Annotated in this window: 11 protein-coding genes; 6 read left to right on the forward strand and 5 right to left on the reverse strand. The window is 64.2% G+C overall.

Features of this window, described 5'->3' with window-relative positions; all coding sequences use genetic code 11:
* Window positions 1-70 precede the first annotated feature (70 nt).
* The gene (locus tag B1400_RS03810) at window positions 71-892 is read right to left on the reverse strand and encodes a helix-turn-helix domain-containing protein (protein ID WP_095613129.1); all 822 of its coding nucleotides are present in this window, start codon (window positions 890-892) and stop codon (window positions 71-73) included.
* Window positions 893-1,139: 247 nt separating this feature from the next.
* Here B1400_RS03810 and B1400_RS03815 point away from each other — a divergent pair, with 247 nt between their 5' ends.
* Both B1400_RS03815 and B1400_RS03820 read left to right on the forward strand, forming a co-directional pair.
* Entirely contained in the window at window positions 1,140-1,565 is a 426-nt protein-coding gene (locus tag B1400_RS03815) for a GntR family transcriptional regulator (RefSeq protein ID WP_095613130.1), read from the forward strand.
* Window position 1,566: 1 nt separating this feature from the next.
* The gene (locus B1400_RS03820) at window positions 1,567-2,682 is read left to right on the forward strand and encodes a DUF1648 domain-containing protein (RefSeq protein WP_095613131.1); all 1,116 of its coding nucleotides are present in this window, start codon (window positions 1,567-1,569) and stop codon (window positions 2,680-2,682) included.
* Between the two features lie 345 nt (window positions 2,683-3,027).
* On the opposite strand, the gene B1400_RS03825 is transcribed toward B1400_RS03820, so the two are convergent.
* A complete protein-coding gene (locus B1400_RS03825) occupies window positions 3,028-4,227 on the reverse strand; it encodes an ABC transporter permease (protein WP_157909631.1) in 1,200 nt (399 codons plus the stop codon).
* Entirely contained in the window at window positions 4,220-5,047 is an 828-nt protein-coding gene (locus B1400_RS03830) for an ABC transporter ATP-binding protein (protein ID WP_201260190.1), read from the reverse strand. The genes B1400_RS03825 and B1400_RS03830 overlap by 8 nt, the downstream gene beginning before the upstream one ends.
* Window positions 5,048-5,139: 92 nt before the next feature.
* Here B1400_RS03830 and B1400_RS03835 point away from each other — a divergent pair, with 92 nt between their 5' ends.
* Window positions 5,140-5,757: a TetR/AcrR family transcriptional regulator gene (locus tag B1400_RS03835; protein WP_133064607.1), complete on the forward strand. Its 618-nt coding sequence runs from the start codon at window positions 5,140-5,142 to the stop codon at window positions 5,755-5,757.
* A gap of 30 nt (window positions 5,758-5,787) precedes the next feature.
* Here B1400_RS03835 and B1400_RS03840 read toward each other — a convergent pair whose 3' ends face one another.
* On the reverse strand, window positions 5,788-6,294 hold the full coding sequence (locus B1400_RS03840) for a P-loop NTPase family protein (protein WP_133064608.1): 507 nt from the start codon (window positions 6,292-6,294) through the stop codon (window positions 5,788-5,790).
* 209 nt (window positions 6,295-6,503) lie between these two features.
* Here B1400_RS03840 and B1400_RS03845 point away from each other — a divergent pair, with 209 nt between their 5' ends.
* Window positions 6,504-7,499: an FUSC family protein gene (locus B1400_RS03845; RefSeq protein ID WP_157909632.1), complete on the forward strand. Its 996-nt coding sequence runs from the start codon at window positions 6,504-6,506 to the stop codon at window positions 7,497-7,499.
* Window positions 7,500-7,693: 194 nt separating this feature from the next.
* Here B1400_RS03845 and guaA read toward each other — a convergent pair whose 3' ends face one another.
* Complete coding sequence (guaA, locus tag B1400_RS03850) at window positions 7,694-9,256, reverse strand: glutamine-hydrolyzing GMP synthase (protein ID WP_095613136.1); 1,563 nt, start codon at window positions 9,254-9,256, stop codon at window positions 7,694-7,696.
* Between the two features lie 509 nt (window positions 9,257-9,765).
* Here guaA and B1400_RS03855 point away from each other — a divergent pair.
* Both B1400_RS03855 and pta read left to right on the forward strand, forming a co-directional pair.
* On the forward strand, window positions 9,766-12,243 hold the full coding sequence (locus B1400_RS03855; protein WP_095613137.1) for a phosphoketolase: 2,478 nt from the start codon (window positions 9,766-9,768) through the stop codon (window positions 12,241-12,243).
* 246 nt (window positions 12,244-12,489) lie between these two features.
* Window positions 12,490-14,169: a phosphate acetyltransferase gene (gene pta, locus B1400_RS03860; protein ID WP_095613138.1), complete on the forward strand. Its 1,680-nt coding sequence runs from the start codon at window positions 12,490-12,492 to the stop codon at window positions 14,167-14,169.
* Window positions 14,170-14,286 lie beyond the last annotated feature (117 nt).

Below are 14,286 nucleotides of genomic sequence, written 5' to 3' on the forward strand. Positions count from 1 at the left end.
ACCGCCATTCCCATGCGCGAGGGACACGCAGTCGCCGGCTACATGCCCCTCACAACGCACGGCACTGCAATCATCCGGCCGCGGAATGCCCCCTAACGGCATACCGGACGAGACAGCCGCCCGATGCGAGCAGCAGGAATGCGATGGTGAGGGCATCCCAGATCCCGAACTCCGGCTCGTCAAGCATATGCGACAGGGTGAGGTTGATGGCGATTTCAAGCAACGCCGCCAGCGTGCAGAAGACACCCCACGCAATCAGCCGACGGCGTCCGCCGTATGCCCGGAAGACGAAGGCCGTCGCCCATAGGAACACGAGCACGGGGGCCGCCACCGCGGCCCCGATCGACAGCACGCGGGCGACATGCAGCAGACGGCTGAGCACGAACAGATACGGAATCGTGAGCGCCGTCAACGCGCCCAGGCCGACGTACAGGCCCTTGCCTCCCATGAGCATCGCCGGCACGATGACCATCCACGCGTAGAGGATGGAACTGACGGGCACCAACGACCATGTAAGCGTCCCCGATATCGACAGGTCGCAGATCAGGCAGGTCAGCATGCCCACAAGCATCAGCGCGGAAAGCGCGATCGCCGTGACGCGGTTCCAGCGCACGGCGCGTTCGTCCTTGCGTCGCAGCGCGAGCAGGTTCTCGTCCGCCTTCCCCTCCGCCTCCTCTTGCGTCAGCTCCTCCCCGCTGAGCAGTTCGTTCACCGTGATGCCCAATATGTCGCACAGCGGCAACATGATGGAAGCATCGGGCATGCTCTTGCCCGTCTCCCATTTCGAGACCGCGCGGTCCGTGATGTTCAGTTTGCGCGCCAACTGCAGCTGGGTCAGATCCCTCGCCTTGCGACGTGCGGCGATGAACGCGCCGATCGTTGTCTGATTCATCGTCTTCGCTCCTTTCGCCATTCACGCTACAGGCATCCGGACCGCAAGACGGCGCCGACATCCATCTTTCGCACACACCGTTGGTTGAATCGGCCGGCTCAACCAACGGTTGAGCGGCGCTGGACCGCCGGCGGCCAAGATGACGCGCGCCGCGGCGCCGATCGACGGGGATCCAGCTTTGTTCTAGATGAACTGGCACAACACTCGTTTCTTGGTTATAGTCGAGATATAACAAAAAGGAGACGATATGCTGCTCACCATCGACAAGACCTCACACGAACCCCTGTACCAGCAGATCTACCGACAGATCGTCGCTGGCATCGCCACACGCGCGTTGCGCCCCGCGGACCCATTGCCCACGGTGCGCGCACTGGCCGGCGACCTCGGCATCAACATGCACACCGTGCACAAGGCGTACACGTTGCTCAAGGACGACGGGTACATCACGATGAGGGGCCGCGCCGGCGCGGCGGTCGCCGAACCCGACCCGGGCGACGACACCGAACGGGACGCCCCCGCACGGCGCATGCTGGAGGAACTGCATGCGCTCGCGCTCGCCTACCGTGCCCGAGGCCGCTCGATGAGCGAGTTCCTCGACGACGCAGCCGCGCAGGCGGCACAGGCCTACGCCTCCACAAACGGCCCCACAACCCGACTAGCAAAGGCACAATGACATGCACACCTCAACCACCACCCTTCTGCTCATCCTGAGCGCATTCATCCCTGTATCCGGCGTCATATTGGCGATCACACCGTATCTGATGCCGTCCGGCGAATGCTTCGCCGTCACGATCCCCTCGGCGCGGTCGCACGACCGCACACTCGTCGGATACCGACGCATGTATTGCGGCATCATGGTCGCGTGCACCACCGCCGTGACCGCCGCATGCATGGTCGCGGCGCGCCTCAACCCGGATCATGCCTTCCTGCCGTGCTTCATCATCGGCCTGCCCGCGCTGTTCATCCTCGGGTACGCGCTCATGCTCGTGTTCCGCGTCAAGGTGCAGCACGTCAAACAGGAACGCGGCTGGCATGCGGAGCAGCACCGCGCAGTGGCGATCATCGGTTCGGACGGCGACGTTCCGCACCCCATCTCGATGCGGTGGAACCTGCTGTACGTCCCGGTCTTCGCATTGACGCTCGCCATCGGGTACGCCGGATACGACCGCATGCCGGAACGCATCCCGCTGCAGGTGAACCTCAGCGGGCAGGTGACGCGCTCGATGGCGAAGTCGCCGATGGCCATCTGGCTCCCGGCGCTGATATTCGGGTTGCTCGCGCTGGTGCTCGTGTACTCGCAATACGTCATCGTGCACTCCAAGAAAGGCGTCGACCCGGACGACCCGCGGCGCAGCGCCCGCGCCTACGGGCTGTATGCCCGCGCATGGAGCGTCTTCACGCTGATAGCGGGGCTCATCGTGTGCATGCTCGCCCCGGTCATGGAACTGACCTTCACCGGAGTCATCGCTTCACGACAGGCGATGGTCATCGTGCTCAATGTGCTGATCATCGCAATCGGCGGCAGCGCGACCCTCAGCGTCATGCTCGGGCAGAACGGCAGCAGGATCTCGCTCGGAACGCACGACGGCGCAGGCATGCCGCGCGACGACGACGCGCATTGGAAACTGGGGGTGTTCTACGTCGACCATGACGACGCGAGTGTTTTCGTCCCCAAGCGCTTCGGCGTCGGATGGACCGTCAACCTCGGCCGTCCGACCACATGGATCATGCTCGCGATCCTCATCGCGCTCATCGTCGGCGGCTTCGTTGCGGTCATGATGCTCGCGTGAGCCGGATGCAACTCTGCCGGTATGAGTCGATGGACACGCATGGGATCCGACTGCATACACGGCGACGACGCCATGATGGACGAGTTCCTTCATCTCGCGCTTCGCCTGAACGAGGAACCGGGGCTCGCGCCGCCGCCGTTCGGCCCGTTGGGTCTGGGGCTGCGGCTGGGCATGGACCTGGAGGCGCATGACATCGACGTGCTCGTCCCCGAACACCATCTCGGCGACGGTTGGGACGAGCTCATCACGATCATGCAGCATGACGGAGATCCGCCGGAGCACATCGCGCGCAACGGGGGCGCCGCGCCCGCCCGCGAATGGCCGGGGACGGCGGCTTGGCGCAGGTCACCTCTGCCGGACGCGGGCGCGCTTCTTGCGGAATCCGACGGCGCCCAGCGCGAAGAACACGGTCAGGAAGGCGAACAGCGTCAGCAAATCCGGCCAGACGCCGCCCCATCCTTCGCCGCGCAGCATCACGTCGCGCAGCACGTCGACGCCGTAGGTCAACGGCATGCACCGCCCAAGCGCCTGCATCCACGACGGCGAGCCGGACAGGTCGAACAGGCCGCACAGCAGGATCTGCGGCACGACGAACAGCAGCATCATCTGCACGACCTGGAACGGCGTCTTCGACAATGCCGAGACGAGCAGGCCCAGACTCACCGACGCCATCGCCAGCAGCATGCAGGTGAGCACGACGAGCCATACGACGCCCACACAGGGGAATCCGATGAAGCTGACGGATATCCACAGGATGACCGACGACTGCACGAGCGAGAGCGCGCCGAACGCGCCGGCATAACCGGCCAGGATCTGCACGCCGTTGATCGGCGTCGTCAGGAAACGCGTCATCGTGCCGCCGGTACGTTCGGTCACGAGCGACATGCCAGACGTGATGAACGTGAACACGAACAGGAAGATGCCGATGAAGACGGGACCGTAGTAGTCGAACACCTTCCAGTCCTCGCCGCCGTGCAGATGGACGACGTCGACGCCGGAGACGGCCATCGACTTCGTTTCAGGCTGCGACGACGCCATTATCCGCTCCAGCTGTTCGACCATGTGCGGATCCGCCGGCTGCGAGGCCATCGATCGCCGCAGCCGCTCCATGCTCGCCTCGGCGTCCGATCCGGCCTTGCGCCGTGCGGCCTCGACATCGTTCTGGTACGTCTCGCGCAGCCCCGCCATCGCCTCGTTGACGGCCGCCATGACCTGCTGCGACTTGCCGGCGTCGGTGCCCTCAAGCTCGACGCGCAATGCGCCGCCGTCCATCGACAATACGGCCGCGACATCGCCGTCGGCGATGAGTTCGCCGGCGCGCTCCCCGTCGACGGTCTCGATATGCGCATCGGTCTTCTCCAGCTGCGCGCTCAATGCGTCAGGCAGATCGACGGCGGCGACATGCACCGAGGCCGCCGTGCCGTCGAGGATCACCGTGAGAAGCCACAGCACGATCACCGGAGCCACGAACAGCAGCGCCAACGTGCGTCGGTCATGGCCGAACTGGGTGAGGATGCGCATGAACAGCGCCCGAATCCTACGCATGGCGGACCTCCTCATGTTCCATGGCATCCGCACGATGCCGTTCCAGCGCCAGAAACGCCTCCTCGAGCGTGCCCGTGCGCGTGCGCTCGCAGATCCGCTCCGGCGAATCGTCGGCGATCACGCGGCCGTTTCTGATCATCGCGATGCGCTCGCAACGCTGCGCCTCGTCCATCACATGCGTCGTCAGCAGGATCGTCGCGCCTTGCGCGGCCAATGCGCGCAGATGCCGCCAGATGAAGACCCGCTGTTCGGGGTCCAATCCGACCGTCGGCTCGTCCAGCACCAGCAGGTCGGGCCGTTGCACGAGCGCGACGGCGAGCGAGAGCCGCCGTTTCATGCCGCCCGAGTAATCGCGCACCAGCTTCCTGCGGGACTCCTGCAGATCGGTCAGCTCGAGCAGCTCATCGACGCGGCTGCGCAGCTCCTTGCCGCGCATGCCGAACAGTTCGCCGAAGAAGCGCAGGTTGTCCTGCGCGCTGATGTCCTCGTAGAGCGCCGTCTCCTGCGGCATGAAGCCGATCCTGCGCCGGACGTGGGCGTATGGCGCCCGTTCGCCGAAGACCTCGATCGTGCCGCGCTGCGGTATCCGCACGCCCATGATGGCGTCGACGAGCGTCGTCTTGCCACCGCCGGAGGGGCCGAGCAGACAGAGGATCTCGCCGGCGTCGACGGTCAGCGAGATGTCATCGAGCACCGGTTCCGAGCTCCGCGAATACCGGAAACCCACATCGCGCACGTCGATCACATGCGCGCCCGCATCCGGCCGCGCCGCGGCTCGTCTCCCGTCGGCCGGTCGTCCGTTGGTTCGTCGTTCGTTCACGACGCCACAATATAATCGGACATGATGTTGGATAAAACCACTACGCCACGGTTTCGTGACGGGTTTCCGTTCAGCGGCGACGGGAGGCGGCGATGGGACGGCCACGTAAGGACAGCGCAGAGCAGCCGGTATCCGAACGGCTCGAGCGCGCCATGCTCAGACGGATGTTCGACGAGCCGGTCGCCGCGATCACGGTGCGCGCGCTCATCGCGGACGCGCATTGCAACCGCAGCACCTTCTACTACCATTTCAACGGCGTCGACGAGATCGCCGACGCCGCGGTCGAACGGGCGATACCATACGAGCTGCCGCTCGCCATCGCGTCGATGATGGTCGCCTATACGGACGCATCACCGTCCCCGCAGCGTTTCGACGAACTCCTCCATGACCATGCGACGGTCGTCCCGGAACAGGTCGACACGCTCTGTCTGCTGCTCAACGGGCCGAACAGCGCGTTGGCGGAGCGCAAGGTACGAGACGCGCTTTCGGAGGTCTACCCGTCGATCGTGGCCGCCCTGCCGGGCGACGACGGCCGCGACGAACTCGCGCTGCGTGTCATCTTCACGTACGCGTCGAGTGCGATTCTGGGGCTCATGGCCTACCGCGGCTCCATCGGGCTCGGCGTGCCGGTCGAGCGCATGATCGGAGCCGTGGCGCCGGAGGTGCCGCAGGCCTTGATCGCCTGCATACGGCGGGCGATGCGCGGCTGATGCCCACGCGGCAGATCAGCGTCGTCGCCATCACCCATATTGCGTGCGCGCATCGGCGAGCGCCGTCTCGAATTCGCCGCGTGAGCGCAATGTGCGCACCCGCACGCCGCGCGCAGCCGCATCGGCGAGCATGCGGATGATCTGCGGGCGACGCTCGCGCGGGAAGTCGATGATGTACCGTCTGAACTCCTCGTCGAACTCATGCTCGACCCATGGCATGTCCTCGCGTTGCGTGCCGATGCGCGTCTCGACGCCGGCGAGGCACGTCTCGGTCGGCACATCGAGGAAGAACACGGTGTCGCAGCGTTCGAGGCGCTCCGGCAGCGTTCTGGCGAAATTGCCGTCGATGATCCAGGTGTCCCGTTCGAGTATCCCCCGCAGGCGCGCGTCGAATTCGTCACGGTTGACGTTCGTCCGGTCCGGTTTGTGCCACAGCATGTCCAGATAATGCAGCGGCAGGCCGGTCACGTCCCGCAACCGACGCGAGAACGTGCTTTTGCCCGCGCCGGGGCATCCGATGACAAGTACGCGTCTCATATCCCCTACCATGCCATGGCCTTTTGTCCATCCCGGTCCATGCAGGCGGCATGCGGCTGCTATCATGAAGCTGAAAAATCACCCGGAACAGGAGATGCGCCATCAACGAACCAGCCTTCTATCAGCTTCTTCAGATGGATGCCCATGGGCTATGGGCGAAAGTGAAGGCGACCACGGAACCGCGAACAAAGGCTCGTCTCATCTTCGCCATGTCAGTCAGGAGCATTCTGCTCGTCTCCTTCGCCGTCGTGTTCATCGGCGGTTTGTCGGCGGTGTTCGGCCCCGATAACTCCGGACTGGCCGTGGCGGGATTCTGCATCCTGCTCGGCATCAAGCATGTTCCTTATGGATACCGCGCCACGGACAGTGTCATCGCTCTGGCGTTCGTCTTAGCGGCCATGGTGTGTGGGGGACTGGCGGCCCAGGCATGGCCGCCAGTCCCCTGTCTGATGGTGAACTTCCTGCTCATCACCGTCATCCTGGTACTCGTTGCCGACGAGCCACTGATGGGCAACGCCGGGCTCTATGTGTTCGGATACCTGTTCGTGAGCCAGACGCCTGTGAACGGGGAAGCGCTCGCAAGCCGGTGTGTGCTGGCGTTGCTGCTGTGGCTGGCATGCAGCGCCGTGCTCCTGCACAAGCACCACGGGAAGTTCCAGAATGTTCGTTTGTATGACATGCTGGCTGCATTCAGCGTATCCAGCGCAAAGGGACTCTGGCAGATCAGACTGTCCGCAGGGGTGGCCATGGCTTTGCTCATCGGGGAACTGGCAGGACTGCCCCGAGGCGTATGGGTGGGCTATGCCTGCATGTCGGTGCTTCTCCCCTTCGGCGAAGCGGGAACGAGCCTGCCAATGCGAGCGCTGCAGCGCATAGGCGGAGTTGTCGTGGGATCATTGCTATATGCCGGATTCTCGCTTGTGGTACCGGCCGGGTCCCGCATCCTGTTCGGCCCCATCGCAGGCATCTGCATGGGATTCTCCAGCAAGTACATGGTAAACAACGCCCTCAATTGTTTCGGCGCCCTCCTGCTTGCCGAGAGCGTCTACGGCGTCTCCGGATCCGTGACGTTGCGGATCTACGACAACATGATTGGTGTGCTCTTCGCGGTATGCTGCACCGTGCTGTTCTCACTTCTGGAACGCCATGCCTCCTCCGATGAAGCACCGGCAACCAACCGCACCAAGCCGTCGACGAATATATAATTCCCGTTCCAGACGGTGCCTGTCACAGTGCGCATTCATCCAAAAAGAAAGGCCTGCCGAACGTACTTCGGCAGGCCTCGTCATGCGGAGCACAATCCATAAGGGCGGCAGTTCATGCGTTCTCCCATGGAATGGACCCAATCATGCTCGATGGAGGGGCAACTCAGAAGTGTTCCCAGACCAGAGCGTTGCACTCACTCCCATTCGATCGTCGCCGGCGGCTTCGACGTGCAATCGAGCACGACGCGGTTGATCTGGCGGCATTCGTTCGTGATGCGCGTCGAGATCGTCGCGAGCACGTCGTACGGCACGCGCGACCAATCGGCGGTCATCGCGTCCTCGGAGCTGACCGGGCGCAGCACGATCGGCGAACCGTAGGTGCGTTCGTCGCCCTGCACGCCGACGGAGTGCACGTCGGCGAGCAGCACGACCGGGCACTGCCAGATGTCGCGGTCGAGGCCGGCCTTCGACAGCTCCTCACGCGCGATCGCGTCGGCGTCGCGCAGCAGATCGAGGCGCTCCTTCGTGATCTCGCCGATGATGCGGATGCCCAGACCGGGCCCGGGGAACGGCTGGCGCCAGACGATCTCGTCGGGCAGGCCGAGCTCGGTGCCGATGGCGCGCACCTCGTCCTTGAACAGCGAGCGCAGCGGCTCGATGAGTTCGAACTTGATGTCGTCGGGCAGGCCACCGACGTTGTGATGGGACTTGATGTTCGAGGCGCCGTCACCGCCGCCGGACTCGACGACGTCCGGGTAGAGCGTGCCCTGCACGAGGAACCGGACCTCCTTGCCCTGGGCGCCGGCCTCCTCGATCACCTGACGCTGCGCCTTCTCGAAGGTGCGGATGAACTTCTCGCCGATGATCTTGCGCTTAGTCTCGGGGTCGGAGACGCCCTTCAGCGCATCGAGGAAGTCCTCCGAGGCGTCGACGGCGATGAGCTTGATGCCGGTCGCGGCGACGAAGTCGTGCTTGACCTGCTCGGCCTCGCCCTTGCGCAGCAGGCCGTGGTCGACGAAGACGCAGGTGAGTTGGTCGCCGATCGCGCGGTGGACGAGCGCGGCGGCCACGGCGGAGTCGACGCCGCCGGACAGGCCGCAGATGACTTGCGCGTCGCCGACCTTCTCGCGGATCGCCTCGACCTGCTCGTCGATGATGTTCTTCGCGTTCCAATCGTTCGGGATGCCGGCGCATCCGTGCAGGAAGTTCTCGATGAGATCCTGGCCGAGCGGCGTGTGGCGGACCTCGGGGTGCCACTGCACGCCGTAGAGCCTGCGGGAGCCGTCCTCCATCGCGGCGACGGGCGCGCCCTCGGTGTGCGCGAGGACCTCGAAGCCCTCCGGCGCCTTGTTCACGGCGACGCCGTGACTCATCCACGTCGTCTGCAGCGACGGCGAGCCGTCGAGGATGCCGCTGGCGTCGTCGACGACGGCCTCGGTCTTGCCGTATTCGCCGAGCGCGGCCTTGTCCACGTCGCCGCCGAGCTCATGGGCCATCACCTGGAACCCGTAGCAGATGCCGAGCACCGGCACGCCGGCCTCGAAGACCTTCGGGTCGATCGTCGGGGCGCCGGGCTCGTAGACGGATGCAGGGCCTCCGGACAGGATGATCGCCGAGGGCTTCTTGGCGAGCATCTCGTCGACGGGCATCGAATGCGGGACCAGTTCGGAATACACATTGGCCTCACGTACGCGGCGCGCGATGAGCTGCGCGTACTGGGCTCCGAAATCAACGACGAGGACAGGACCGGTTGCCATACAACTCCCTTTGGTGGACGGATTGCGCTCTTGCGGGCATTACACCATAGATATTGTGCTGCCGCGAGGAGACATTGACCGCGGTCCCCGCGGGCCGCGGCGCCCGGACGGCCCCGCGAAGGTGCGGGGCGCCCCCTGAAGCGGTCAAGCACGTACGGCGCAAGGGCTGCGCACGCATCCGGACGCCCATATGCAACACGCCGCGATTCGCACATGGAATCGAACGGCCAACGAATCCAGGATCACCTGAAACACCAATGATTCCAATGATTCTCAGCATTATTCAGTCATCGGCCGAATTCACATTTCATCGGCAGAATCTTCCAAAATGCGTAAGAAATCTAACATTTTCACTCATACCTAACCAAAAGAACGCAAAACGTCAGCGAGTCCGCGTAACATGTTCCTCGACCGGACACGGGGTCCCTTCCTCACGAAGGGGCATGCGGATCCCGCGTCCTCACCGAAAGAATCAATCGCACACTATGTGCAGGAGTACAGGAGTACATATGACAAATCCTGTTATTGGCACCCCGTGGCAGAAGCTGGATCGTCCGGTTTCCGAAGAAGCCATCGAAGGCATGGACAAGTACTGGCGCGTCACCAACTACATGTCCATCGGCCAGATCTATCTGCGTAGCAACCCGCTGATGAAGGAACCCTTCACCCGCGACGACGTGAAGCACCGTCTGGTCGGCCACTGGGGCACCACCCCGGGCCTGAACTTCCTTCTGGCCCACATCAACCGCCTCATCGCCGATCACCAGCAGAACACCGTGTTCATCATGGGTCCTGGCCACGGCGGCCCGGCTGGCACCGCGCAGTCCTACGTTGACGGCACGTACACCGAGTACTACCCGAACATCACCAAGGACGAGGCTGGCCTGCAGAAGTTCTTCCGCCAGTTCTCCTACCCGGGCGGCATCCCGTCGCACTTCGCCCCGGAGACCCCCGGCTCGATCCACGAAGGTGGCGAGCTTGGCTACGCGCTCTCCCACGCCTACGGTGCCGTGATGAACAACCCGAGCCTGTTCGTGCCGTGCATCATCGGCGACGGCGAGGCCGAGACCGGCCCGCTGGCCACCGGCTGGCAGTCCAACAAGCTCGTCAACCCGCGCACCGACGGCGTCGTCCTTCCGATCCTGCACCTCAACGGCTACAAGATCGCGAACCCGACGATCCTCGCCCGCATCTCCGACGAGGAGCTGCACGACTTCTTCCGCGGCATGGGCTACCACCCGTACGAGTTCGTCGCCGGCTTCGACAACGAGGATCACATGTCGATCCACCGCCGCTTCGCCGAGCTCTTCGAGACGATCTTCGACGAGATCTGCGACATCAAGGCCGCGGCCCAGACCGACGACATGACGCGTCCGTTCTACCCGATGCTCATCTTCCGCACCCCGAAGGGCTGGACCTGCCCGAAGTTCATCGACGGCAAGAAGACCGAAGGCTCCTGGCGTGCACACCAGGTCCCGCTGGCTTCCGCCCGCGACACCGAGGAGCACTTCGAGGTCCTCAAGGGCTGGATGGAGTCCTACAAGCCGGAGGAGCTCTTCAACGCCGACGGCTCGATCAAGGACGACGTCACCGAGTTCATGCCGAAGGGCGAACTGCGCATCGGCGCCAACCCGAACGCCAACGGCGGCCGCATCCGCCAGGAGCTGAACCTCCCGGATCTCGACCAGTACGAGATCAAGGGCGTCAAGGAATACGGCCACGGCTGGGGCCAGGTCGAGGCTCCGCGCTCGCTCGGCGCATACAGCCGCGACATCATCAAGAACAACCCGGATTCGTTCCGCATCTTCGGACCGGACGAGACCGCTTCCAACCGCCTGAACGCGACCTACGAGGTCACGAAGAAGCAGTGGGACAACGGCTACCTGTCGGCCCTCGTCGACGAGAACATGGCCGTCACCGGCCAGGTCGTCGAGCAGCTTTCCGAGCATCAGTGCGAAGGCTGGCTCGAAGGCTACATCCTCACCGGCCGCCACGGCATGTGGAGCACCTATGAGTCCTTCGCTCACGTGATCGACTCGATGCTCAACCAGCATGCGAAGTGGCTCGAGGCGACCGTCCGCGAGATCCCGTGGCGCAAGCCGATCTCGTCGGTCAACCTGCTGATCTCGTCGCACGTGTGGCGTCAGGATCACAACGGCTTCTCGCATCAGGACCCGGGTGTCACCTCCGTCCTGATCAACAAGACGTTCAACAACGACCACGTGACGAACATCTACTTCGCGACCGACGCCAACATGCTGCTCGCGATCGCCGAGAAGTGCTTCAAGTCGACCAACAAGATCAACGCGATCTTCTCCGGCAAGCAGCCGGCTCCGACGTGGATCACCCTCGACGAGGCTCGCGCCGAGCTCGAGGCCGGCGCCGCCGAGTGGAAGTGGGCTTCGAACGCCAAGAGCAACGACGAGGTCCAGGTCGTCCTCGCCGCCGCCGGCGACGTTCCGACGCAGGAGATCATGGCCGCTTCCGACGCCCTGAACAAGGAAGGCATCAAGTTCAAGGTCGTCAACGTCGTTGACCTCCTGAAGCTGCAGTCCCCGGAGAACAACGACGAAGCCATGTCCAACGAGGACTTCGCCGAGCTCTTCACCGCCGACAAGCCGGTCCTGTTCGCGTACCACTCCTATGCCCAGGACGTCCGCGGCCTCATCTACGACCGCCCGAACCACGACAACTTCCACGTCGTCGGCTACAAGGAGCAGGGCTCCACGACCACGCCGTTCGACATGGTCCGCGTCAACGACATGGATCGCTACGCGCTCGAAGCTCAGGCCCTCGAGCTGATCGACGCCGACAAGTACGCCGACAAGATCAACGAGCTCAACGAGTTCCGCAAGAAGGCGTTCCAGTTCGCGGTCGACAACGGCTACGACATCCCGGAGTTCACCGACTGGGTGTACCCGGACGTCAAGGTCGACGAGACGCAGATGCTCTCCGCCACCGCGGCCACCGCGGGCGACAACGAGTGAGTCCCTTTCAGGACTGACATCGTCTAGTCGATAGGAACGGGGATCCGGACATCGCTCCGGATCCCCGTTCTTCGTATCGCGGATGTTATCTAGCTCACATTTGCGTCCGGTGTGCGCGCGCCGGGCGGCTTGCGCGCATCCACGCTGGGTAGAATGGTCGGTTGTGAACAACGCCGTCACGCTGCCCGCCGGCGCCACATTGGCCCGGGGCATCACCGCACTTGCAAACCGCAGAAGGAGCGAACAGTGAGTCTCAAGAACGTCAGCATCCTCAGTCCGAATCCCGGCAACGGACGCAACGCCGTGGCGCTCGGAGTCGTCAACGCACTCTCGAGGCATCTGAGCACCAGCATCTTCCGTCCCGCCGTCTCCCCTGACGAGACCTTCACCGATACGCTGCTCAAGTACACGTCGTCGGACCAGACGCGAGCACAGGCCGTCGGCGTCACGCTGCAGACGGCGCGGCTGCGCAAGAAGGAGGCGCGCGAGCAGATCGTCGCCAACTTCATCGACACGAACGCCGTGCTCAGGTCGCAGGCGCGCGTCATCATCGGCTCCGACAAGACCAGGGTCGGCGACCCCGAACGCTTCTCGTTCAATGCGGACGTCTCCGCCGATCTGCAGTCGCCGGTCCTGCTCACCGTGTGCACGATCGGGCGTACGCCCGACGAGGTGCTCGAAACGATCGAATCATGCTCCGAGGTCGTCACGAACGCAGGCACCAAGGTCATCGGCGTATTCGTCACCGGTTGCAAGGACGACCAGGCGTCAACGCTCAAGGAGTACTTCAAGGACTACGCCGTGCGCGTGTGGACGCTGCCGTTCATCGACCTGTCCGACCTGTCGCACGCCGACGACGCGATCGCGTTGTTCGACGAGCACGTCCCCGAACACGAGCTGTTGGAGACGCTCGACTCCCCCTTCGTGCCGCCGACGACGCCCTATGCGTTCCAGTACGACCTGCTCGCGCGCGCGAAGGCGGACCGCAAAACGATCGTGCTGCCGGAAGGCTCGGACGACCGCATCATCCAGGCCGCCGACTACCTGCTTCAGTCCGACGTGTGCGACCTCGTCATCATCGGCGAGCAGGACGACATCCTTGAACGCGGACGCAGGCTCGGACTGCGTTCCCTCGCCAAGGCGCGCTTCCAGTCGATGGATGACGAGCAGCTGCTCGCCGTCATGATCGACCGGCTGTGCGAGCTGCGCGCGAAGAAGGGCATGACGCCTGACGTGGCGCGCAAGACGCTGCGGGACCCGAACTACTTCGGCACGATGCTCGTCGTGCTCGGGCAGGCCGACGGCCTCGTCTCCGGCGCGATCAGCTCGACGGCGAACACGGTGCGTCCGGCGCTGCAGCTGATCAAGACGAAGCCCGGCATCAAGTCGGTGTCCGGCGCGTTCCTGATGTGCCTCAAGGACCATGTCTCGGTCTTCGCCGACTGCGCGATCAACCTCGATCCCGACCCCGAGCAGCTCGCGGACATCGCGCTGCAGTCGGCGCAGACGGCGGAGGCGTTCTCCATCGAGCCGCGCGTCGGCATGCTCTCCTATTCGACGCTCGGTTCCGGCAAGGGACCGGACGTCGATCTGGTCGACTCGGCGACGAACATCGTAAGGCAGAAGGCGCCGGACCTCGAGCTCGTCGGCCCGATCCAGTTCGATGCGGCATGGTCGTCCGAGGTTGCCTCCGTCAAGGCCGCAGGCAACCCGGTGGCCGGACATGTCACCGTCTTCGTCTTCCCCGATCTCGATTCGGGCAACATCTGCTACAAGGCGGTGCAGCGCACGGCGAACGCCGTCGCGATCGGTCCGATCCTGCAGGGCCTGAACAAGCCGGTGAACGACCTGTCACGCGGCGCCCTCGTCCAGGACATCATCAATACGATCGCGCTGACCGCCATCGAAGCCCAGCAGAACGACTGAGCGATCCATCCACGCCATGCAGCCCGTAGAGGGAACTTCCCTCTACGGGCTTCCTCATCCCCATCATCCCCATCATCCCCATCGGCTCTACGGGTCGCACGTCCCCGTTACGGACGC

The organism is Bifidobacterium italicum, assembly GCF_002286915.1.
In the GTDB taxonomy this organism is placed as follows: domain Bacteria; phylum Actinomycetota; class Actinomycetes; order Actinomycetales; family Bifidobacteriaceae; genus Bifidobacterium; species Bifidobacterium italicum.